General features: G+C 65.6%; 15 protein-coding genes. 6 read left to right on the top strand and 9 right to left on the bottom strand.

Features of this window, described 5'->3' with window-relative positions; translation table 11 throughout:
* The first annotated feature begins 2 nt into the window (after positions 1-2).
* Both ON44_RS09095 and mhpA read left to right on the top strand, forming a co-directional pair.
* Positions 3-1,880 carry an acyl-CoA synthetase gene (locus ON44_RS09095; RefSeq protein ID WP_040687963.1) on the top strand — a complete coding sequence of 626 codons (1,878 nt, stop codon included), beginning with the start codon at positions 3-5 and terminating at the stop codon, positions 1,878-1,880.
* A 22-nt stretch (positions 1,881-1,902) separates the two neighbouring features.
* Complete coding sequence (gene mhpA, locus ON44_RS09090; protein WP_051181794.1) at positions 1,903-3,435, top strand: bifunctional 3-(3-hydroxy-phenyl)propionate/3-hydroxycinnamic acid hydroxylase MhpA; 1,533 nt, start codon at positions 1,903-1,905, stop codon at positions 3,433-3,435.
* Between the two features lie 21 nt (positions 3,436-3,456).
* Here the strand turns inward: mhpA and ON44_RS09085 are convergent, their stop codons facing one another.
* Complete coding sequence (locus ON44_RS09085) at positions 3,457-4,071, bottom strand: TetR/AcrR family transcriptional regulator (protein WP_040687960.1); 615 nt, start codon at positions 4,069-4,071, stop codon at positions 3,457-3,459.
* Positions 4,072-4,176: 105 nt separating this feature from the next.
* On the opposite strand from ON44_RS09085, the gene ON44_RS09080 reads away from it, so the two are divergent.
* Together ON44_RS09080 and ON44_RS09075 are read left to right on the top strand one after the other, a co-directional pair.
* Positions 4,177-5,592, top strand: a complete 1,416-nt coding sequence (locus ON44_RS09080; RefSeq protein ID WP_040687957.1) for an MFS transporter — start codon at positions 4,177-4,179, stop codon at positions 5,590-5,592.
* 8 nt (positions 5,593-5,600) lie between these two features.
* The gene (locus ON44_RS09075) at positions 5,601-6,287 is read left to right on the top strand and encodes an SGNH/GDSL hydrolase family protein (protein WP_040687954.1); all 687 of its coding nucleotides are present in this window, start codon (positions 5,601-5,603) and stop codon (positions 6,285-6,287) included.
* Between the two features lie 435 nt (positions 6,288-6,722).
* Here ON44_RS09075 and ON44_RS09070 read toward each other — a convergent pair whose 3' ends face one another.
* Entirely contained in the window at positions 6,723-7,664 is a 942-nt protein-coding gene (locus ON44_RS09070) for a helix-turn-helix transcriptional regulator (RefSeq protein WP_040687952.1), read from the bottom strand.
* 98 nt (positions 7,665-7,762) lie between these two features.
* On the opposite strand from ON44_RS09070, the gene ON44_RS09065 reads away from it, so the two are divergent.
* Positions 7,763-8,161, top strand: a complete 399-nt coding sequence (locus ON44_RS09065; protein ID WP_040687951.1) for a VOC family protein — start codon at positions 7,763-7,765, stop codon at positions 8,159-8,161.
* A gap of 469 nt (positions 8,162-8,630) precedes the next feature.
* On the opposite strand, the gene ON44_RS09060 is transcribed toward ON44_RS09065, so the two are convergent.
* Both ON44_RS09060 and ON44_RS46610 read right to left on the bottom strand, forming a co-directional pair.
* The gene (locus ON44_RS09060; RefSeq protein ID WP_040687948.1) at positions 8,631-9,440 is read right to left on the bottom strand and encodes an HAD family hydrolase; all 810 of its coding nucleotides are present in this window, start codon (positions 9,438-9,440) and stop codon (positions 8,631-8,633) included.
* A gap of 803 nt (positions 9,441-10,243) precedes the next feature.
* Positions 10,244-12,475: an Hsp70 family protein gene (locus ON44_RS46610; protein ID WP_169338050.1), complete on the bottom strand. Its 2,232-nt coding sequence runs from the start codon at positions 12,473-12,475 to the stop codon at positions 10,244-10,246.
* Positions 12,476-13,064: 589 nt separating this feature from the next.
* Here ON44_RS46610 and ON44_RS09050 point away from each other — a divergent pair.
* Positions 13,065-13,826, top strand: a complete 762-nt coding sequence (locus tag ON44_RS09050) for an SDR family NAD(P)-dependent oxidoreductase (RefSeq protein ID WP_040687946.1) — start codon at positions 13,065-13,067, stop codon at positions 13,824-13,826.
* A gap of 156 nt (positions 13,827-13,982) precedes the next feature.
* Here the strand turns inward: ON44_RS09050 and ON44_RS09045 are convergent, their stop codons facing one another.
* The 5 genes from ON44_RS09045 to ON44_RS09025 all read right to left on the bottom strand — a co-directional run.
* The gene (locus tag ON44_RS09045) at positions 13,983-15,602 is read right to left on the bottom strand and encodes an FAD-dependent oxidoreductase (RefSeq protein WP_040687944.1); all 1,620 of its coding nucleotides are present in this window, start codon (positions 15,600-15,602) and stop codon (positions 13,983-13,985) included.
* Position 15,603: 1 nt separating this feature from the next.
* Entirely contained in the window at positions 15,604-16,608 is a 1,005-nt protein-coding gene (locus ON44_RS09040) for an AurF N-oxygenase family protein (protein ID WP_040687941.1), read from the bottom strand.
* A 126-nt stretch (positions 16,609-16,734) separates the two neighbouring features.
* Positions 16,735-17,847: an Hsp70 family protein gene (locus ON44_RS09035; RefSeq protein ID WP_245567073.1), complete on the bottom strand. Its 1,113-nt coding sequence runs from the start codon at positions 17,845-17,847 to the stop codon at positions 16,735-16,737.
* Between the two features lie 514 nt (positions 17,848-18,361).
* Positions 18,362-19,072 (bottom strand): hypothetical protein, encoded by a 711-nt coding sequence (locus ON44_RS09030; protein WP_051181789.1) that lies wholly within the window; start codon positions 19,070-19,072, stop codon positions 18,362-18,364.
* A gap of 296 nt (positions 19,073-19,368) precedes the next feature.
* Positions 19,369-20,290, bottom strand: a 922-nt coding sequence (locus ON44_RS09025) for a sulfate/molybdate ABC transporter ATP-binding protein (protein ID WP_040687936.1), incomplete at its 5' end; no start/stop codon positions are given.

The following is a 20,290-nucleotide window of genomic DNA, read 5'->3' as shown; positions in this document are numbered from 1 at the left end:
ACATGACGACGACGGATCTGCTGTGGCCGCGCTACTCGGGCCCCGGCGACCTGGCCGAGATCGAATCCCTGCCGCTGGCCGAGCGTGGGCTGCCGGAATCGACCTACGCACTGCTGGTCCGGGCCACCCAACTCTGGCCCGATCGAAATGCGCTCACCGTATTGCCGGAGGCAGCTCGATGGCGAGAACCCTTGCAGCGCAGTTACTCCGAGCTGCTATCCGACGTGCATCGCTATGCGAATCTGCTGCACCGGCTCGGTATCGGACGCGATGACGCGGTCGCATTGATGGCGCCGAACTGCGCGGAGTTGATTCCCGCGACGCTCGCCGCACAGCTGGCCGGTATCGCCGCGCCCATCAATGGCGCGATGTCCGGTCGGCATATCGCGGAACTGCTGCGCCGCTCCGGTGCCAGAGTGCTGGTCGCGGCCGGGCCCGAACTCGCCGCCGACACATGGGAATCCGCACTCGCGCTCGCGAATGACGGGCTGCTCGACGCCGTACTCGTGCTGCGCCGCACCGGCGCCGCCGAGCCGCACCCGCTGCCCGTGATCGACGGTGTGCATATCGGCTATCTGAATGAGCTTGCCGTCGAGGAAGATTCGACCGCCTTCGCCGGAGAGCTCCCGGTATCCGATGATCTGGCCGCGCTGTTCCACACCGGCGGCACCACCGGCGTGCCGAAACTGGCCGCGCACACCCACTCCGGCGAGATCGCCAACGCGTGGATGATCGCCGCCAACTCCCTGCTCGACGCGGATGCGACGATCTTCGCCGCACTTCCGCTTTTCCATGTCAATGCCCTGGTGGTGACGCTGCTCGCGCCGCTGTTCAAGGGGCAGCCGGTGGTGTGGGCCGGACCTCTCGGCTACCGCGATCTCGCACTGTACGGCGAATTCTGGAAGATCGTGGCGCACTATGGCATTGCCGCGATGAGCGCGGTCCCGACCGTGTACGCCGTCCTGGCGCAATGCCCCGTCGACGCCGATATCAGCAGTTTGCGCTACGCGATGGTCGGCGCGTCACCGCTGCCGTCCGCGGTGCGGGTGAACTTCCAGACGCATACCGGTGTGACCCTGGTCGAAGGCTATGGACTCACCGAGGCGACCTGCGCGACCGCCCGCAGCTATCCGGACCGGCCGCGACCGGGCGCGGTCGGGCAGCGGATGCCCTACCAGCAGGTGCGTGTGGTGCGCGCTGGCGATCGGGAGCCGCTGCCCGCCGGTGCGATCGGCGTGCTGGAGATCAGTGGCCCAACGGTTTTCGCAGGTTATGTGACGGGCCGCGATGAGCAGGGCTACCTTCTCGACGGGCTCGGCACCATGGTCGCCGGCTGGCTCGATACCGGCGACCTCGCGCACATCGATGCGGACGGCTTCATCCATCTGCACGGCCGGGCCAAGGATCTCATCATCCGTGGCGGGCACAATATCGACCCGGCGCTGATCGAGGACGCACTCCTGTCACATCCGCAGGTGACCGCGGCCGGTGCCGTCGGACGCCCCGATGTCCACGCCGGTGAAGTACCCGTCGCGTACGTCACGCTCGGAGCCGATGCCGATGTCACCGAGTCGGACCTGCTCATGTGGGCGAGCGAACGGGTGCCCGAGCGAGCGGCCGTGCCGAAATCCGTCGTGGTTCTGGATGCTTTGCCGGTCACCGATGTCGGTAAGCCCTACAAGCTCGGGCTGCGCGCCGATGCGACTCGACGTGAACTGCGGGACGCGCTCGAGCAGGTCGCGGGAGTGCACAGCGTCACGGCGGCAGTAGAAGACGGGGCGATCGTCGCGACCGTCGAACTGGACCTCGCATCCGACGGTATCGCCGCCGCAATCCTCGGCCGTTATGCCATCCGCTGGAAAGTCGTGGTCCGGCAATGAATTTCGTGATCGGAGCGAGCCGATGAACTCGGTTCCGGTGGTCATCGTCGGTGCGGGCCCCACGGGCCTCACCGCGGCGGCGCTGCTCGCCGAGTACGGCATCGAAACCCTGATGCTGGAACGCTGGAACGACATATATCCGCAGCCCCGGGCGGTACATCTCGACGGTGAAATCCGCCGGATCCTGGCACGTCTCGGCGTCGGAGGCGACTTCGACGCGATCTCGCGTCCGGCGCTCGGCCTGCGATTGATCGACCCGGATATGCGGGTACTCGCCCAATTCGATCGCGATCCGGCGGGCGGCGCAAATGGCTACCCGGAGGCGAACCTATTCGACCAACCGGAGCTCGAAGCAATCCTGCGCGCCAATGTGCGGCGGTATCCCGGCATCACCCTCCGTGGCAATGCCGAGGTCGTCGGCGTGACACAGGAAAATGACTGTGTGCGTGTCGATTTCACCGACCGAGTATCCGGCGCCACCGAATCGGTTCTGGCCGGATATGTGCTGGGTTGCGACGGCGCCAACAGCGTGGTCCGGTCCGCGATCGGAGCCACGATGCGCGATCTGAACTTCGCGCAGCGCTGGCTCGTCGTCGATGTGGATACCGCTGCCGACTTCGAAGAATGGGAAGGGGTGCACCAGGTTTGCGACCCGGTTCGTGCCGCTACCTACATGCGGATCGGAGCGACTCGCTACCGCTGGGAATTCCGACTCCGCCCCGGCGAAACTGCGGCCGACTACAGCGATTTGACGAGCTTGCGGCCGCTGATCGCGCCATGGACCGGCAGCACCCCATCCGAGGAAATCCGTCTCGTGCGCGCCGCCGAATACACCTTCCGCGCTCAACTCGCCGACCGCTGGCATTCCGGCCGGATATTCATACTCGGCGATGCCGCTCACCTGACCCCACCGTTCATCGGCCAGGGTATGGGCGCTGGGCTACGCGATGCGACCAACCTGGCCTGGAAGCTCGCGGGTGTCCTTGCCGAAGACCTTCCGGCGAGCGTCCTCGACACCTACGAAATCGAACGAAAACCGCACGCGCACGCCATGATCCGGCTCGCCAAGCTCATCGGGCGTGCCATGACCGACGGCGGTGAGTTCGGAAATCTGCTGCGCCGCCTCATCGCGCCGCGGTTGCACCACCTGCCCGGCTTCGCCGAATTGGTCACCAACGGGCAGACGCCGCCGCTACATCGATCCGAACTTGTTGTGGCGCATCACTTTTACCGTGGCCTGGCGGGCAAACTGGTCCCGAACGCAATTCTCGACGGCCGTCGTTTCGACGATATCGCGGCGGGCCGTTTCGTGATCGTCACCGCTGTCCAACCGACACCGGCACAGCGCCGTGAGATCGAACAGCGCGGCTGTGTCATCGTCATCGCTCGGGGTGCGCTGCGGCGCTGGCTAGAGCGAGGACAAGGCGCTCTGGTTCGTCCTGACGGCACAGTGCAGCGAACCAGCCGTCAGCTGTCCGACCTCATCGCCGACTTGCCGCGATTCAAGGCACCCGCTCCGGGTGATTCATCACGCGTGCTCAGTCCCGACGCGTAAGCACGCACCGGTAAGAGGATCTCAGCCCAGAAGCCCGTTCACGATGGTGTGCGCGGTGGCGACACCGCGCTCATCACCCATCTGCTGGGCCGTATTGGCCGCGCTGATCACGGCATCGAGTTCGAAAGCCATGGTATCGGCGTCGCGGCCGGTGAGATCGCCCTGTTCCTGCGCGTGCCGAATCTGCTTGGCCAAGAAGTCGAGCCATTCGCTGTGATCCTCGGCGATCGCATCGCGGACCGGGCCGGGTTTGCTGTCGAATTCGGCAATGGTGGCCACACGGAAGCAGCCGCCTGGAAATGTCGAGTCGATGATGTGGTCGAACCAGCGCTCCATGATGGTGCGCAGGCGCGGTAGGCCGCGCGGTTCGCTGAGACTCGGCGCGATCACTCGTTCGACGAAGGCTTCGCGGGCCGCCTTCACCGCAGCGACCTGCAGCGCTTCCTTGGTGCCGAACAAAGTGGCTATGCCGCTTTTGCTGATGCCGAGATCGGTCGCGAGACGGCCGATGCTCAAGCCTGTCAGCCCTTCGATGGAGGCCACGTCGGCGGCATGTCTGGCGATCGAGGCCCGGGAGCGGGCACCTTTGGCGAGGCGCTGATCGGTGCCCTGCGCGGTGGTTGTCGACTCGGCCATGAGGCCATTCTTCCACTTCCGGGTTGCAAATACGAACGTACGGTCGTACGTTTATTGCACGAACGGTCGTACGTTTAGATTTCGCCTCACCGAAGGATCTCCCTCATGACCGAAGTGTCCGAGCGGACCGACACTCCGCCGACCTCGAAGGCCGCCGTGCGCACGCTCGTCATCGCCTGTGGCGCAGCGTTCATCGCCTTCCTGGACCTGTCCGTCGTCAATATCGCGTTTCCCTCGATCGCCCGCGACTTTCCTGGTACCGCGACAACCACGCTGACCTGGGTGGTAAGCGGATATGCCATCGCCTTCGCGGCACTGCTCACCCCGGCGGGCCGCTTCGCCGACGCCCTCGGACGGCGCAGGCTGTTCCTGATCGCACTGGTCGGTTTCGCCGTGACATCACTGCTGTGCGGACTCGCGCCCACCGCGGGTTGGCTCATTGCCGGACGCCTGCTGCAAGGTGCGGCGGCAGCGCTGATGGTGCCGTCCGCACTCGGCCTCGTCCTCACCGTCACGCCGCGCGAGAAGATCGGTGCGGCCATCGGAGCCTGGTCTGCCGCAGGCGGATTCGCCGCCGTGGTCGGTCCGGCGATCGGCGGCGCACTGGTCGAGGCCTTCGGCTGGCGAGCGGTATTCGTCATCAATATCCCGGTGGCAATCGCGCTGATCGTGCCCGGGCTGCGCATTCCCGTACCCGATATCCGTCAGCCCGGCAGTGCGCTGCCAGACCCTGTCGGGACCATCGCCATTGCCCTTGGACTCGGCGGCGTGGTCGCCGGGGTGACCGAGGGGCAGCGGTGGGGCTGGACCGCACCCGGCACACTCGCGGTACTCGGCGTCGGCACACTGCTGATCGCGGCCGCGCTGATTCGCTCGGTGCGCCACCACAACCCGGCCATCGCCGTCGAATTGTGGCAGAGCAGGCCGTATGCGCTGGCCAATGCCGCCTCGTTCGTCTTCGGTGCGACCATGTTCGCCTGGCTGCTCGCCGGACCGCTGTTCCTGGATGCGGTCTGGCAGTATTCGGTGCTCGGCTCGGCCGCGGCATTGACGGTGGGCGCGGTGTCCTCGATGGTGACCGCGACGATTGCCGGTCGCGTCACGGCGGCCGGCGCCCGGCGTTGGCTCGGTGTTCTCGGGGCGCTGATGTACACCGGCACCAATGTGTGGATGAGCACCGATGCATTCGGGCCGACACCGGCTTTGTGGTCCGCGTGGATACCGGCCGGGCTGTTCGGCGGTGGTGGCGTCGGGATCGTTGTGACGGTGCTCGGCACCGCCGCCGCGAGTTCGCTTCCGCCGCAACGCTTCGCGGCCGGAATCGGCATGAATCTGACCGCCAGGCAGGTGGGCGGCGCGCTCGGTGTCGCGGTGCTGGCTGCGGTCTTCGCCGCCAATGCCGAGGATGCGCTGGCCGCCTTCCACACGCTGTTCGCCGTTTGCGCGGGCATCGGTATCGCGTCCGCGTTGGTTATCGCGATTCCGGCGCGCATCCCTGGTGCCGTTCCCACCCAGAGCTAGGAGTTGCCTTGACGCACAACGATATTCGTACCGAAGCCAACGATCCGATGCTGTTGTCGAACGCCGCCGCACTCGAACTGCTCGCCGACGCGCCCTGGCAGCGCTATGCGGTACTCGGGGATTCGATCGCCCATGGCGTCGGCGATCCGAGTCCCGGATACGACACCGCCGGATGGGCAGATCGCGTCGCCGCGACTTTGACGGCGGCGAATCCCGCTCTGGCATATCTGAATACCGGCCGGATCGGGGCGACGTCCGCGCAGGTACGCGCCGATCAGCTGCCGCAGGTGCTCGAATTCGCACCGGACCTGGTGCATATCAGCTGCGGTGGAAACGATCTGTTCACTCCCGGTGGCAATCTAGACGAGTTGCGCGCGAACCTCGACGCACTCTTCGGCGCCTTGGCCCGCGGCGGGGCGCAAGTGAGCACCTTCACCCTCGCCGATGTGTGGGAGGCGGAACGGATGGCGCCGATGCGCCCGATGCGGGAACGGATGTCGATGCTCAACGACATCATCCGCGAGCTTGCCGCACGTTACGACGCCGTGCTGGTGGAGTTCTGGGACCATCCGCTGCGGCTGCGGCCGGATGTGATGAGCGCCGATCTCATCCACTTCACGATGAGCGGGCATGCGGTGGTGGCCACCGAAATGGTGCGCGCGCTGCACGGACTGCTGCCTGAACCCGCGCATTGATCGAAACCAGGCACCGGGCCGCGTCCGAGCTGATGTGCTCGGACGCGGCCGGGTGGTCTTCTCCTCGATGTTTGCGACCGCGGCACCGCGTCCGGAGCAATGACCCCGACCAGCAGCCCGATGACGGTGCCCGACAGCGCGCCGCTGATGCCGCACGGAATCGCCATAACGATGAATCCGGGTAGGCGCGCTGCAGCACCCAGCACACCCGAACCAGCTGCACCAGCACACCCGAACCAGCTGCACCAGCGCACCCGCGGCGGCGCCATTGGCCAGCGGACCGTGGTTCTTCGCATCCGAATCAGCCGCGACCGGAACTATTCCCAGCCAACCGTTTATGCGATTGCAACCCGTGCGCCACAAGCGATTTCGATCATGAGAGAGCGCGTATCATGATCATCGCGGTGCACGGTCAAGATTCGGTTTGCCGTGCGGTCACTTACCGTATCGATCGACGAGTTCCGCACCGAGTACAGCCAACTCGGCCTGTACCGATTGCGGTGCCAGAACCTCGATTTCGGCACCCCAGCCCGCCAATTGTTGGGCGATCATGCGTGGTGTCGGTGCGGTGATGCGGACCTGAACGCGACCGTCGGCAACCGGACCATCCACCTCACAGTGCCGCCCCTGCTGCTTGCGCAGGACCGGAAGTAGTTGCGGTGCAATGAGTGCGGTGGCGGATGTGGCGGCACGACGTTGTTCGACCTCGCCGACCACCTCCGTCCAGACGGTAGACAGATCGAAATCCGCAGGGCGGTGGGCGATTTCGTCGGTGATCGCGGCATCGACGATGCGATCGACGCGGAAGGTGCGCCTGCCACGGTCGGTGCCTGCGATGAGATACCAGATGGCGTCCTTGTCGACCAGGCCCCACGGGTCGACGACGCGACGGGTGCGCTCCCCCGCCCGCTCATATGTCAGCTGCACCTTGCGGCGTTGAACTACCGCGCGCTGCAACAATTCCACGAGCTGGGGCCGGGTCTGATCGTGCTCACCCCAGCGCGCGGGATCGATCACCACCGCATCGGCCGCTGCCTCCGCATCGGTGCGAAAGGTCTGCGGTAGGGCGCGCACCAGCTTGCGCAGCGCCGATTTCACCTCGGGCACCGCGCTCGCGGACGGTCCGGCCAGCAGGAACAGCGCGCGAGCCTCCGGTTCGGTGAGGCCACTGAGATCCGTGCGCGCGCCGCCGACCAGCGACCAGCCGCCGCCCCGACCCGGCTGCGGATAGACCGGAACTCCTGCGGCCGAGAGCGCCTCCAGGTCGCGGCGCGCGGTGGCGATCGATACCTCGAGTTCGGTGGCGATCTCGGAAGCCGTCACCCGTCCGCGGGTCTGCATCAGCAACAGTGTCGCCACCAATCGGTCTGCTCGCATGAGCACAATTCTGCCGAAAAAAGTGCTCATTCGGTGAGCACTTTAGGCGGAATCATGGATCGCACAAGCAAAGAAGACCCCGATCAGAGGAGACCAAGATGTTGCGAGGAATGGCCACCGTTTCGTTCTATGCCGACGACCTCGAGGCCGCGAAGGACTGGTACACCGAGGTCCTCGGCCTCGAGCCGTACTACGCGGTGCCCGGCGGATACTACGAATTCCGTATCGGCGACTACCAGCACGAACTGGGGATCATCAATCGGAAATTCGCCCCCGCGGGCGCGCAGAACGCCCCCGGCGGAGCCATCCTGAATTGGCATGTCGACGATGTACAGGCAAGTTTCGACCGACTTGTGGCCCTCGGAGCCAAGGAGTACGAGCCGATCACGCCGCGCGGCAACGGAGATTTCATCACCGCCTCGGTAGTAGACCCCTTCGGCAACGTCCTCGGCATCATGCAGAACCCCCACTACCTGGAGATCCTCGGCCGCGCGTAAGCGGCCGCCCAGGGGTGCCCCGGGGATGCAATGGTGGCGAGCGTTCCTGGGGTTTGCCCGTTTCACGACGCCACCCCAAGGCCTGCCTTGCCCCGGGCACGCTTGGCGGCGAGGCGCTCTCGAGGCTTCCCGCCCTTCCACAACGCCACCCGCCTGCCTTGCCCCGAGAATGCTTGGCGGCGGGGTGCTCTCGGGGTTTGCCGCCACTCACGCATGGTGATCGTCGGTCCAGGTCAGTGGCCGAGCCAGCGCTCCAGGATTTGGCGGCGGGGTGCTCTCGAGGTCTGCCCGCACTCAACGGAGCGCATCCCGAGTTTCGCCTTGCTCTGAGAACGCAATAGTGGCCAGGGCTCGCGGGGTCCGCCCGCTCTTCGCGACGCCACCCGAAGCATGCCCTGCCCCGAGAATTCGTTGGTGGCGGGTCCAATGTTTGCCGCCTCCAACGCACGGTGGTGATCATCGGTCCAGGTCAGCGGCCGAACCAGCGCTCCAGGATTTTGGCGACGCCGTCGTCGGCGACATCGTCGGCGACTTCGTCCGCCCAGTTGCGGACCTCGTTCGGTGCGTTCGCCATTGCTACGGAATGTCCTGCCCAGTGCAGCATTTCGCGGTCGTTGTAGCCGTCGCCGATGGCGAGGGTGGCGGCGCGGGGGATGCAGAGTGCGGTTCGCAGTCGCTCCAATGCCCAACCCTTGGAGACGCCGCGGCGCGAAACAGTGAGCCACGGGCCGAATTCGCCGTGCACCCAGCTCGCACCAGGTACCCGCAGTTGGGTGAGCAGGCGCAGCATCTCTTCCAGGGAACCGTCGGGCCACCAACCGTTCAGTCGCGGAGTCGGCTCGCTGCTCAACGCGCCGTCATCGACGAGAACGTATTCGCCGATAGAGAATTCGCCCGGACTGACCCCGGTGGCCCAGGTGCCGATGCCGACCTTCTCCACCGCGAAGATCATCTCCGGAAACAGTGCGCGCAAGGCGGCAACCGCGGGCCCCGGATCGAAGGTCTGCACCGCCACCGGCTGTCCCTTCGCCACATCGACGTGCACCGCACCGTTGGAACACAACGCATGTCCATCGACCAGCCCGAGCTCCCGCAGCACAGGCCGCGTCGTCATCAACGTCCGCCCGGTCGTCACAACCACATGCGCCCCCGCCGCCACCGCCGCCCGCACAGCATCGATCACCCGTTCACTGACCGGCGATCCCGTCTGCAGCAACGTTCCATCGACATCCAGCGCAATAAGCTGAGGTCCCCCGTGTACCACCAACCCATTGTGCATCGCTATGGCACTCGGCGTCATCGAAATTCGACCGGTCCGAATGTACGCCGACCCCTTGCCAACAGCCCGGCACGTCAGTAGCCGTACTCCCGCACCAAGTATTGCGAATCCCGACGAACGATGTCGATCTGCGCAGTCGCGCGGCAGTTTACAACGCAGCCAACAGCCGTGCAGACCAGCGAGTTTCACGCAACCGCCGAAGCTGCGGCAGTAACCGTTCACACGCTGTGCCCCACCGATCGACTACGGACTCCAACACCTCTGCCAGGCCCACCCCACTTGAACCATCCATACTGATTCACCAAAGGATCTCGGCACGAAGTGCCACCAGCTCTACTGTTCCGCCGACGTGCGCAATCAGCCAGCTCTATGCGGGGGCTCGACCGCGCCTCGGTCGAACGGTCAGGACCCCAGTCGTGGCGCGCACCCACGCAGGCGGGCACTAGTGATCCGCTAAGGAGTTACCACCAAACGATCGACTGCGGGCACCGCCCCACGATCGGCCAACACCCGTTCCGCCGCCACCCGGTTCGGTGCTCGGCCTCGGCCACCCGCTCGGTGAAACGTCACGACCCACATCATGCTGCCCACAAACCGACAAACTGCTGATACGCACGAAAGTCACTACCGGACAATCACTTCCGACAACCCGCCAGGAACGGCATGTGCCCGTTCCACCGACCGGTGCGATCGAGAGGTCTAAGGTCGGCCTCGGTCCGCGCTCAATCGGCGATCGCAATTCGGCTGCGTACCTCCGCCGGGGCGAGGCACCGCGGAACCCTCCCGAGGAGTACTACCGCGAACTACCTGCGGCCGCCGCCACCACCGCTACCGCCACCCGAACCGTGTGAGAAGCCTCCGCCGGAGGAGGCGCCGCCGGAGCTGGTGCCGCCGCCGGAAGTGTTTCCGCCGGAGGACCTACCGTTGAAGGAGTTGCCTCCGGTCGCACCGGCGCTGGTCCCGCCTGAGGTCCCGCCACCGGTCGAACCGCCGACCGTGCCGCCGCTCGTCGATCCGCCCGACATACCACCGCTCGTCGAACCACCTGACGTACCACCGCTCGTCGAACCACCGCCCGTCGAACCACCTGACGTACCACCGCTCGTCGAACCACCGCCCGTCGAACCACCGCCCGTCGAACCACCTGACATACCACCGCCCGTCGAACCACCCGAGGTACCGCCGCTCGCGGAGCCGCCCGAAGTACCGCCATTCGTGGAGCCTCCCGACGCATCGCCACCCGTCGAGCCCGATCCACCACCGCTCGTGGAGCCGCCGGATGCGCCACCATCCGCAGAACCGCCCGCGGTGCTGCCGTCGGTCGAACCACCTGAAGCGCCGGTGCTTGTCGAGCCGCCCGAGGTGCTACCCGACGAACCGCCGCTGGTGGAATTCCCCGACGTCGAACCGCTCGTGCCTGACGTCGAACCGCTCGTGCCCGAAGTCGTGCCGCCGGACGCATCACCCGTGCTGCCACCGGAGTTGCCATTGGAGGCGGTTCCGCCCGATGTCACAGTCCCGGTGGATGTTTCGCTTGTAGTCGCACCCGGTACATCAGTGCCCGTCGAGGTGCCGCCGGTCGCCGGGGTCGCGGTACCCGGGGTCGTTGCGGTGCCAGCGGGAACCGCGGGAGTCGAATTAGCCGGGGCGGGAACCGAACCCGGAAGGCTGACGCTCGGGATGGGCGTACCAGGGGCAGGCTGGTTGGGCACGGCGGGAATCGTCCGCGGGCTTCGGATGAATGGCAGCGGGTTCAGGAACCGGGCCGGATTGGCATAGGTGACGCCACCGGAATGTGCTGTCCCACCATGTGGTTCGCTGTGCCTGCCGCCGTGCGCCTCGGCCACGGACGGGCCGATCGTTGGTCCGATCGGCGTTGTATGGGCGACGGGAGCGATCCCGTAGGCCGGTCGACCGGAATAGCCGAAACCCGCTGCCGTGGTCGCCCAACCAACCGCAGCGGAACCGGCCTCGGCGAGCGCCTCGACATCGGGCTCGAGCAGCAAATTGTCCATCGGGAAGATGCCCGGCGAGGCATCCACCAGGGCGGGCATCTGCGAAATATTCGGGCCGCCGAATACCGTGACGGCCGATACCGCCACCGCGGAAGCTACTGCGGCACTGGAGAATACGGCGACCTTCGGCGCTCGATGCCGACCACCGGTCGACAGCGGTGCGAAGCTGCGGGCCGCATAGCCGGCGGCGCCGACGGCGACGGTCTGCCCCGGATCGCTCGACATCACCACCGGTCGGCCGAGTTCGGCAAGGATGCGCGCGACCTCGACGGGCCGGGTGGCGCCACCGACCAGCAGGATGCAGCTGATATCGGACAGGCACCGTCCCGTCGATTCCACACATTCGTGGACCACATCGAGGGAATCCCGGATGTGCTGGGCGCGCATGCTCGAGATATCGACAATCGAGGTCATCTGCAGCATCGACCCGTTGTCGCCGGGTTCGGCGACCCGGGCATACCGCGCGATCATCGAACCGAGCGGCCGGCCGCCGAAATCATATGAGCGAACGGACTTTCCGACGATCGGGTGATCGTCCCAGTCCGGTCCGACCCGCACCATCGACACATCGAGGCTGGCCCCACCGAGGTCGTACACCAGCACGAATCCGGACTCCAGCGGTCCACGTTCCTGTTCGAGCCACTCCGCGGCCGCGACGGGTTCGGGGATGAGCAGCACATCCGCGGCACCGGCCAGATTCAATGCCTGCCGCAGCAATGACAGCTGCTTATCGGAATAGCATGCGGGATAGGTGGCCACGGCTCCCGCGGTCGGCGGGAAGGATTCGAGCAGTCCGTTCACCACAGCGGCGACCAGGTTCGCGGGTGACCAGAGCCGACCGCCCACGACCACCGACTCGGGGTCACGCGCCAGATCTGCGAAATCCGTTACGGCCATGTCGAATTGGGGGATCCCCCCGATTCGGATGCTACCTGCACTGTCGAAGGTCACCGCCGTGCGGCGCGTCCGCACCGACGACAAGGGCCGCTCGCCGGTCACCATGGCGGATACGGAGTTCACTGAACCGATGCTGAAACCCAGACCTGTAGTCATTCGCTATCCCGTCAACGCACCGAGACCACGTCCATCACACAGGAGATCCATGTGGCCGCGGTCGCTTCCCAAACAGCACCCACAGGTTAGCTGCTGCCGGATCGATTCGGATGTCGAATTGATATGAAACGTTTGGCTTCCGTTGACTCTGATTCAAATTCCCAGCTAGATCACATGAAAAAGATTCATCCACTCCCCTGGACGTCCGGCGTTTCGCGACCGAAGGCCCGATTCCACTGCGGTAAGCCAGATTCCGCTACCGCACAGTAACTCGAATCGAGCCCCAGATCTGCCATACCGAACAGAACCACCCAGAACCGACAACACACACCGACTGGTCGGTAACCAATCTGTTGCCAGCGCTGTAGATTTCATAGCACGTGCGTCCCAACTGTCGGAACATGACATGTCAAACTCGACGGCTGATTTCCGCCAGCAGCACCACTCTCCGACCGCTTGACTGGATTCAGCGATGAGCAAGCGCTCGGACGAACCGAGTTCCCGCGCCACCTCGTCGCTCATGAAATCACAAGAACGAGAAGGGAATTCGAAGACGATGTCGACACGTTTCGCGGACAAGGTCGTGCTCATCACCGGGGCCAGCTCGGGTGTCGGCAAGGCGGTGGCCATGCGGGCGGCGACCGAGGGCGCGGCGGTCGTGCTCGGCGCTCGTGGTAAAGACGCGGGCGAGCAGGTCGCGGCCGATATCCGTGCAGCGGGTGGCCGGGCGATGTTCGTGCCGACCGATGTCACCGTCGAGGCCGATGTGGCCCGGCTGACCCAGGCGGCACTCACCGAATACGGTCGGCTGGACGCGGCATTCAATAATGCGGGCGCCGTCAATGCCTTCGGCCCGATCGAGCAGATCGACGAGGCGGGGTGGCGCGCCGATCTCGAACTCAATCTGACCAGCGTGTTCTACGGTCTGCGCCACCAGGTTCCGGCGATTGTCGCCTCCGGCGGCGGCGCGATCCTCAACAACGCGTCGAACCTCGGCGTGGTCGGCATGGGTTCGGTGGCGCCGTATGTGGCGGCCAAACACGGCGTCGTCGGGCTGACCCGCGCGGTGGCGCTGGAGGCCGCTGAACAGGGTGTTCGGGTGAATGCGCTGGTCTCCGGCGCGGTCGATACGCCAGCTTTCCGCAACTCGATGGGTGCGACGCCGGAGGGTGAAGCGGCCATCGCCGCACTGCATCCGCTCGGCCGGATCAGCAAGCCGACGGAGATCGCCTCGTTCTGCGCCTACCTGCTGAGCGATGAGGCCAGCTTCATCACCGGTGCGGCGCTCGCGATCGACGGTGGGTTCACCGCCAAATAGTCGCCAATCGGCACCTCGGCCCGACATTCGCCCTCATCGCGTCGCCGTGCGCCGAGGTGCCAACCGTCGTCACGGACCCTAACCGCGCACCCAACATGTCGGAGGGAGGCGAAAACCGTTACACAGCCGAATGAGACATGGGCGCGCTTGCGCCGCTCAGGCGCGAGCGAGCAGGCGCCGCACGATACCGGTTCGCACCGCGCTTCGGCGGGACAGGACCGAGGGTCGGCGACGGTGCACCAGGTGATCGAAATCCGCCGCGTTGCCTGCCGGTTCACGTAACCGACCGGCGTTGAAATCATCGGCCAACTGCCGAACCGTCTCCTGCGCGCAGGATTTGTTGGTACCGATGAATCCGGTGGGACCACGCTTGATCCAGCCGGTGACATACGTTCCGGGCAGTACCGCACCACCGGACTGTTCCAGCACGCGGCCGTTCAGATTCGGGATCACGGCGGACTGCTCGTCGAATGGCAAGCCCGGCAGGGCAACACCGCGATAACCCACCGAGGTGAGCACCAGCCCGGTATCCAACCGCTCGGTCTCCCCCGTCGCCACCGCACGGACACGACCATCCGGATCGGTGACGAGTTCGTTGCGGCTCAGCTCGATACCGGTCACCTCGTCGGCGCCCAGAATCGCGGTCGGCGCGGACAGATATCGGAACACGATCCGCTTGCGCGCACCGAGCGGCCGCTCGGCCACGCCGGCCCTTTCGAGCGACCTGTCACCAGTCGCTACGGTATGCAGCAACCGCAACTTCTGCTCGACCTGATACGGCAGTTCATCGGTCACCGGGGGCAGTTCACCCTCGATTGCCATATCGACATCCGCGCCGAGCAGCCCGACGAATTCCGGTACGGTGAACGCGGATTCGGCCGGACCGCGCCGACCGAGCACTACCACTTCCTCGATCTTGCTCTCCCGCAGTGCCTGCAACGCATGGGGTGCGATATCAGTGCCCACCAACGCTTCCGGATCGCAAGCAAGAATGCGCGCCACATCGAGGGCCACATTGCCATTGCCGACGATGACGGCTCGGCGCTGCGACAGATCGAAGGTGCGCCCGGCATGATCCGGATGCCCGTTGTACCAGGCGACGAAGTCGGTGGCAGATACATTGCCCGCCAAATCTTCCCCAAGAATGCCGAGCTTACGATCCGAGGACGCACCGACCGCATAGATCACCGCATGGAAGTGCGCGAGCAGCTCCTGGTGCGAAATATGTTTGCCCACTTCGATATTCAGATACGACTCGAACCCGGGCTGCGCCGAGATGATATCGAAGAGCTTGTTGACCTGCCGGGTCTTGGCATGGTCCGGCGCGACGCCGTACCTGGCGAGTCCGTGGGGTACCGGAAGCCGGTCGAAGACCGTCACAGTGACGTCGGGCTGGGTCAGCAGTTCATCGGCCGCGTACATGGCCGAGGGCCCGGACCCGACGATCGCCACCCGCAACGGCTGACGCTCGGTGTGGATCTCGGCCGCGGGCACCGGCTTCGCGAGCAGCGGCCGCGGCCGCGCCTGCCGATAGAAGTCGGCATTGATCTCGATAAACGGCTTCTGCTCGTCGGTCAGCTTCTTCGACGACGTGATGGCATCGACCGGGCACGCACTCGCACATGCGCCGCAGTCCACGCACGCCTGCGGATCGACATACAGCATCTCCGCCGTCAGAAAATCCGGTTCGTCGGGCGTGGGATGGATGCAGTTGACCGGGCAGGCATAGACGCAGGACGCATCGCTACAGCAGGACTGCGTGACGACGTACGGCACGTCAGCCGGCCTTGGCCGTGCGCAACGGCTCGGAGCGGTAGCGGGTGGTGTGGCCGTCGATCTTCAGCAGCTTCCAGACCGCCTTGCCGATGGGGTTCATCAGCCCGATGTCATCGGCCAGCGTGCGCACATCGCCGAAGAAGTCGCTGAACTCCTGCTTGGCCTGTTTCGAACCGTAGAACAGCTCCTTGCGCACCTCGTCCGGGATATCGAACTCCTTGAAGAACGACCGGGGCGGTGTGTAGATGGAGCGGCCGAGGATGAACATGACGATCGGCATGACGATCGAGAGCACCAACTTATTGGCCGCATTCTTATCGGGCACATGCTGCTTGAGGAATTCGTGCGCGAAGGAAATGTGGCGCGCCTCCTCGGCGACGTGAATCGCCATCACGCCGCGCATAATCGGATGCACGTCCTCACCCGAACGCAGGATCGCCTTCTGAATGTGGTCGATCGGCTCCTCACCCGCGAGCACGGCCATGAAGAACAGATTCGGGAATAGAGCGGCCACCGGCGCGCCGATGTACTTGAACTTGCGCACCAGCGGGCCCATACCGGGAACGTCGATGCCGATCCGGTTGACCATCTCCTGGAACATCAGGGTGTGGTTGTGCTCCTCGATCATTTCGTGGGAGCAGTACCGGAATTCGGGCGAACCGTTGGGCAGGCCGAAGCTGTGCGTCACCATGCCGCTGATCAGGATGGATTCGAATTGCAGACCGACCTTGGCGACATTGGCTTGACGGTACTTGCCGATCGCGATCTTCCGATCCTGCGGTAGCGCCTGGTACCAGGGGTGGCGACCGAGCGCATCGCCGGATACCGGGAGCACCCAGCGCTCTTCACCGGCATCGGCGGCAAAATCCGGATTGTCCCAGTCGATGTCCTCGAACGGGTCGAAGTGCTTGTTCACCGAACCTTCGGAGAGCAGCAGCAGCTTGGCGGCATACTCCTGCGCCTTCGCCAGATCGGAATCGACTGCGGGCGTCACGGCTGTAGACATCGTCGTCACTGCCTCTCCTCGTGGGACACATTTACTGTATCCCATAGTTACACCTACGAGGAGTCACGTCAACCTGGCCGGCGATCGGCATCCCCGGCGACGGTGCGGGCGCCGCCGGGTCCGCCTTTACCGCAGCCCGAGTTGCGACAAGCCCGCGACCACCGTGTCGGCGGGCAGCGCCAGCGCGAGCGCCACTCCAGCGGCCGACATCCCCACCGCGATCGCCACCCGGGTCAAGCGGCGCCTGGTACGCCGTGAAAGTAGAAGGGCGCGCGTCGTCACTCTGCGCGGTTTGCGCCGATGGTGATGTCCGGTCGCCTCCTCGTCCGCGGCGGCGGCGCGACGCGCCATGATGGCGGCACCGTCGGCGATCGTGCGTTCTGGATCCGGGGCCGCGATCACCGGGCGCGCCAGTTCACCGGCGAGCACCTGGGCCACCTCGACCGGCCGGGCCGCACCGCCGACCACCAGCACACAGTCGACATCGGCCATGGTCACATCGGCCATCCGCAGACAGCGATAGACCAGCTTCAGCGAGGATCGGATATGGATGGTGCGCAATTCGTCGGCGGTGGCACCGGTGACCACACCGGAGATGGAGGCGGGCACGGTCCCGTTCCCGGCCCGCGCGGCGACCAGCGCACCGAAGGCCCGCCCGCCGAATTCCGTCGAACGGATCGGTACGCCGACAATCGGATTGCGCGGACAGCCCGCACCGACTCGCACGAGGGTGATATCGAGGCTTGCCCCACCTAGGTCATAGACCAGGGCTAGGCCCGGCATCAGCGGCCCGCGTTCGACCTCGAGCCAGGTGGCCGCCGCGACGGGTTCGGCGACCAGCGCGACATGAGTCAAACCGATCGCGTCCAGCGCCGCGCGCAACTCCCCCAACTGGCCTTCGGTGTAGCCCGCAGGATGCGTCAGCGTGACACCCGCACCGACCGCTCGACGATCACGACGCGCCTCGGTGATCAGACATTCCGTGACAACCGCGATCAGATCGGCCGCGGTGAGCGCGCGGTGCCCGACCCTGGCCTGCTTGGTCTTGCGTTGACTCAGATCGGCGAATTCGGTGATGGCGCGCCCGTGCCGCGGAATCATGCCGACCCTGGCCGTTCCGGTGCTGTCGAAGGTGAGGGTGGTGCGGCGGGTGACGGCGGGCGAGCGTTCAGCGGCGGAGCGGCGACCGGGTGGAGCCTTGGCCGAACCCTCCTCCGCCAGAGCGGAAACCGTGTTCACCGTGCCTATGCTCAAACCGAGACCAACCGCCATCGCAATCCTCTGATCGCCGAGCCGATTTGCTTCGAACCTTATTCACGCAACCACTCCGCGACCGGCCTGCCAACCACCGGACACGCGGTTGTCCGCATGCCGCCGCCACTGACACAGGTTGCATAGCAATAGCACCGATCCCTGCTCACCTGGTACGGGAGGTGACGCACCGATGTCGCGGCCGGATCTTCTTACGGCGCGCCGGAATTCAACGATGCCCTGTCGCCGTTTGCCAGCAGGCAGCCAGATCGTCGCCCCAGCCTCCGAGACATGTTCTTACATGCGAAAACAGCCACCACTCGGACACCAACAGAGGTTGCTGAATACGCCGCAGCAAGCCGATCCCGAGCCCTATCGAAACCGACCAGTCCGTCACTGGCCGGATAGGTCCGATCCGGCAACGAGTTCCGACTCCCCGCACCGGAATTCGCGAACGATTCCGGTGCGGGAAATCAAAACCATTACACCCACCGGCAACTCATCAGCAACAGCCCAGCACCGCTTGGGCACTCGCCACCCGCCGCACCGGTCCCTGCCGTGGTCCGAGCAATCGCGACACCATCTGCGCGGCCTGCTCCTGCCACCGCGCGTACGCCGTCGGAAAGCCTGAGCGCTGGGCGGCCTGCGCCGCCTGCCATAGCGGCATCGCCTGGTAGTCAGGCGCGTGGGCCAGCAGTGCGTCCAGGAATCGACCGGTCGCGTAGCGCAGATCGGTGAGCTGCTGGGGCGTACCCCAGCCCGCGGACGGTCGCTGCTGGAACACCCCGAGCGAGTCGTGATCGACCGCCTCGGTCAGATTGCGCAGCATCGATTCCTGCAGTGCGGTGGCCAGCGCGACCACCGCCGCATAGGCGGGCAGATCGCGACGCAGGACCACTTCGACAATCGCCCGCGCATTATCCCATTGCTCCGGATTCGGCGTGAAATGCCGTTGCTCGCCCTCGATTCCGTGCGGTATCAACTGCGCCGGGGTGAGACCGGCATATGAGTTCGGGATCGGCTTCCCCACCGATTCCGGACCGATTGCGGCCACTTCGGGCGAGTCCGCGGGAATCTCGGTGATAACCGGGCCATCCGGTGCGCGCACTGCCGGCGTTCCGGGTGGTGGTGCGGCGATCGCCGGACCGGATTGGATTATCACCGCGACGCCGGCAGCGGCCAGCGCCAGAAATACCTGTCTTCGAATTGACATGGTGATCGATCAACTTCCCGCCGCCCGCATACGGGCCGCGTTCGACGACCATTGCGAATGCTCACATCGGATTACGTTCCGATAATTCACCGGAACCCACTAGCGGGTGTTTCGCATTCAGCACAATATGAGACGTGGAAACCGGAGTTAGGTTTCGACACGCCAGGAATGGCCACGGATTTCGCGTATGCGGAATCCGTGGCCATCAAGCGGAGTCGAATTCGTGGCGTGCGCGCCGGGCCCGGAGGCGGTAGCGGAGGGTAACCACGAAGGGCGCCGCGAATCGAATAGTGCCCTTATCCCGCAGGCAGTTCCGGAATGCGGGTGGCGCGGGCGTAGACGGTTTCCCCATCGTTGAGCTGCAGTGCCTCGGCGTCACCGCGGGTCACCTGGGCGGCGAACAGATCGCCGGTGGCCGCATTGCGCAACTCGACGCGCACCTCGAATCCGAGGTGCACAACGCGTTCCACGGTGGCGCGGGTGACACCCGCCGACTCCGCGGTGCCCTCGTCTTTTGCGAGCGCCATGCTGGCGTCGCGGCCGACGCGAATATCGTGCGGTCGCACCAGATGTCCGTTGAGCCGGGCCACCGCACCGAGGAAGGACATCACGAATTCGTTGGCGGGCCGGTCGTAAACGTCCTCCGGGCTGCCGACCTGTTCGATGCGGCCCTTGTTCATCACCGCGATCCGGTCGGCGACGTCGAGGGCCTCCTCCTGGTCGTGGGTGACCAGCACGGTGGTCACGTGGACCTCCTCGTGCAGCCGACGCAGCCAGGTGCGCAGGTCGGCGCGCACCTTGGCGTCGAGCGCGCCGAACGGCTCGTCGAGCAGCAGCACCTGCGGGTCGACCGCGAGCGCGCGAGCCAGTGCCATGCGCTGACGCTGACCGCCGGAGAGCTGAGCCGGGTAGCGATGCTGGAAGCCGTCGAGGCCGACGATGCCGAGCAATTCGTCGACACGCTTGGCGATTTCGCCCTTGGGACGCTTGCGGATCTTGAGTCCGAAGGCGACGTTGTCACGCACGGTCATATGCTTGAACGCGGCGTAGTGCTGGAATACGAAGCCGATATCGCGTTTCTGCGGCGGCACGTGCGTCACGTCGTTGCCCGCTATGGTGACGATGCCCGCGTCCAGCGATTCCAGGCCGGCGATCGAGCGCAGCAGGGTCGACTTGCCCGAACCCGACGGGCCGAGCAGGGCGGTCAGCTCCCCCGAC

Origin of the sequence: Nocardia vinacea NBRC 16497 (genome assembly GCF_000308835.1) — a bacterium.
In the GTDB taxonomy this organism is placed as follows: Bacteria; Actinomycetota; Actinomycetes; order Mycobacteriales; family Mycobacteriaceae; genus Nocardia; species Nocardia vinacea.
Note: the sequence above shows the minus strand (reverse complement) of the source record. Positions and strands in the feature narration are given on the sequence as shown.

Bases quoted from the DNA above. Each gene is read 5' to 3' on its own strand.
- ON44_RS09095 (WP_040687963.1), top strand. From the start codon at position 3: ATGACGACGACGGATCTGCTGTGGCCGCGCTACTCGGGCCCCGGCGAC.
- mhpA (WP_051181794.1), top strand. From the start codon at position 1,903: ATGAACTCGGTTCCGGTGGTCATCGTCGGTGCGGGCCCCACGGGCCTC.
- ON44_RS09085 (WP_040687960.1), bottom strand. From the start codon at position 4,071: ATGGCCGAGTCGACAACCACCGCGCAGGGCACCGATCAGCGCCTCGCC.
- ON44_RS09080 (WP_040687957.1), top strand. From the start codon at position 4,177: ATGACCGAAGTGTCCGAGCGGACCGACACTCCGCCGACCTCGAAGGCC.
- ON44_RS09070 (WP_040687952.1), bottom strand. From the start codon at position 7,664: ATGCGAGCAGACCGATTGGTGGCGACACTGTTGCTGATGCAGACCCGC.
- ON44_RS09065 (WP_040687951.1), top strand. From the start codon at position 7,763: ATGTTGCGAGGAATGGCCACCGTTTCGTTCTATGCCGACGACCTCGAG.
- ON44_RS09060 (WP_040687948.1), bottom strand. From the start codon at position 9,440: ATGCACAATGGGTTGGTGGTACACGGGGGACCTCAGCTTATTGCGCTG.
- ON44_RS09050 (WP_040687946.1), top strand. From the start codon at position 13,065: ATGTCGACACGTTTCGCGGACAAGGTCGTGCTCATCACCGGGGCCAGC.
- ON44_RS09040 (WP_040687941.1), bottom strand. From the start codon at position 16,608: ATGTCTACAGCCGTGACGCCCGCAGTCGATTCCGATCTGGCGAAGGCG.
- ON44_RS09030 (WP_051181789.1), bottom strand. From the start codon at position 19,072: ATGTCAATTCGAAGACAGGTATTTCTGGCGCTGGCCGCTGCCGGCGTC.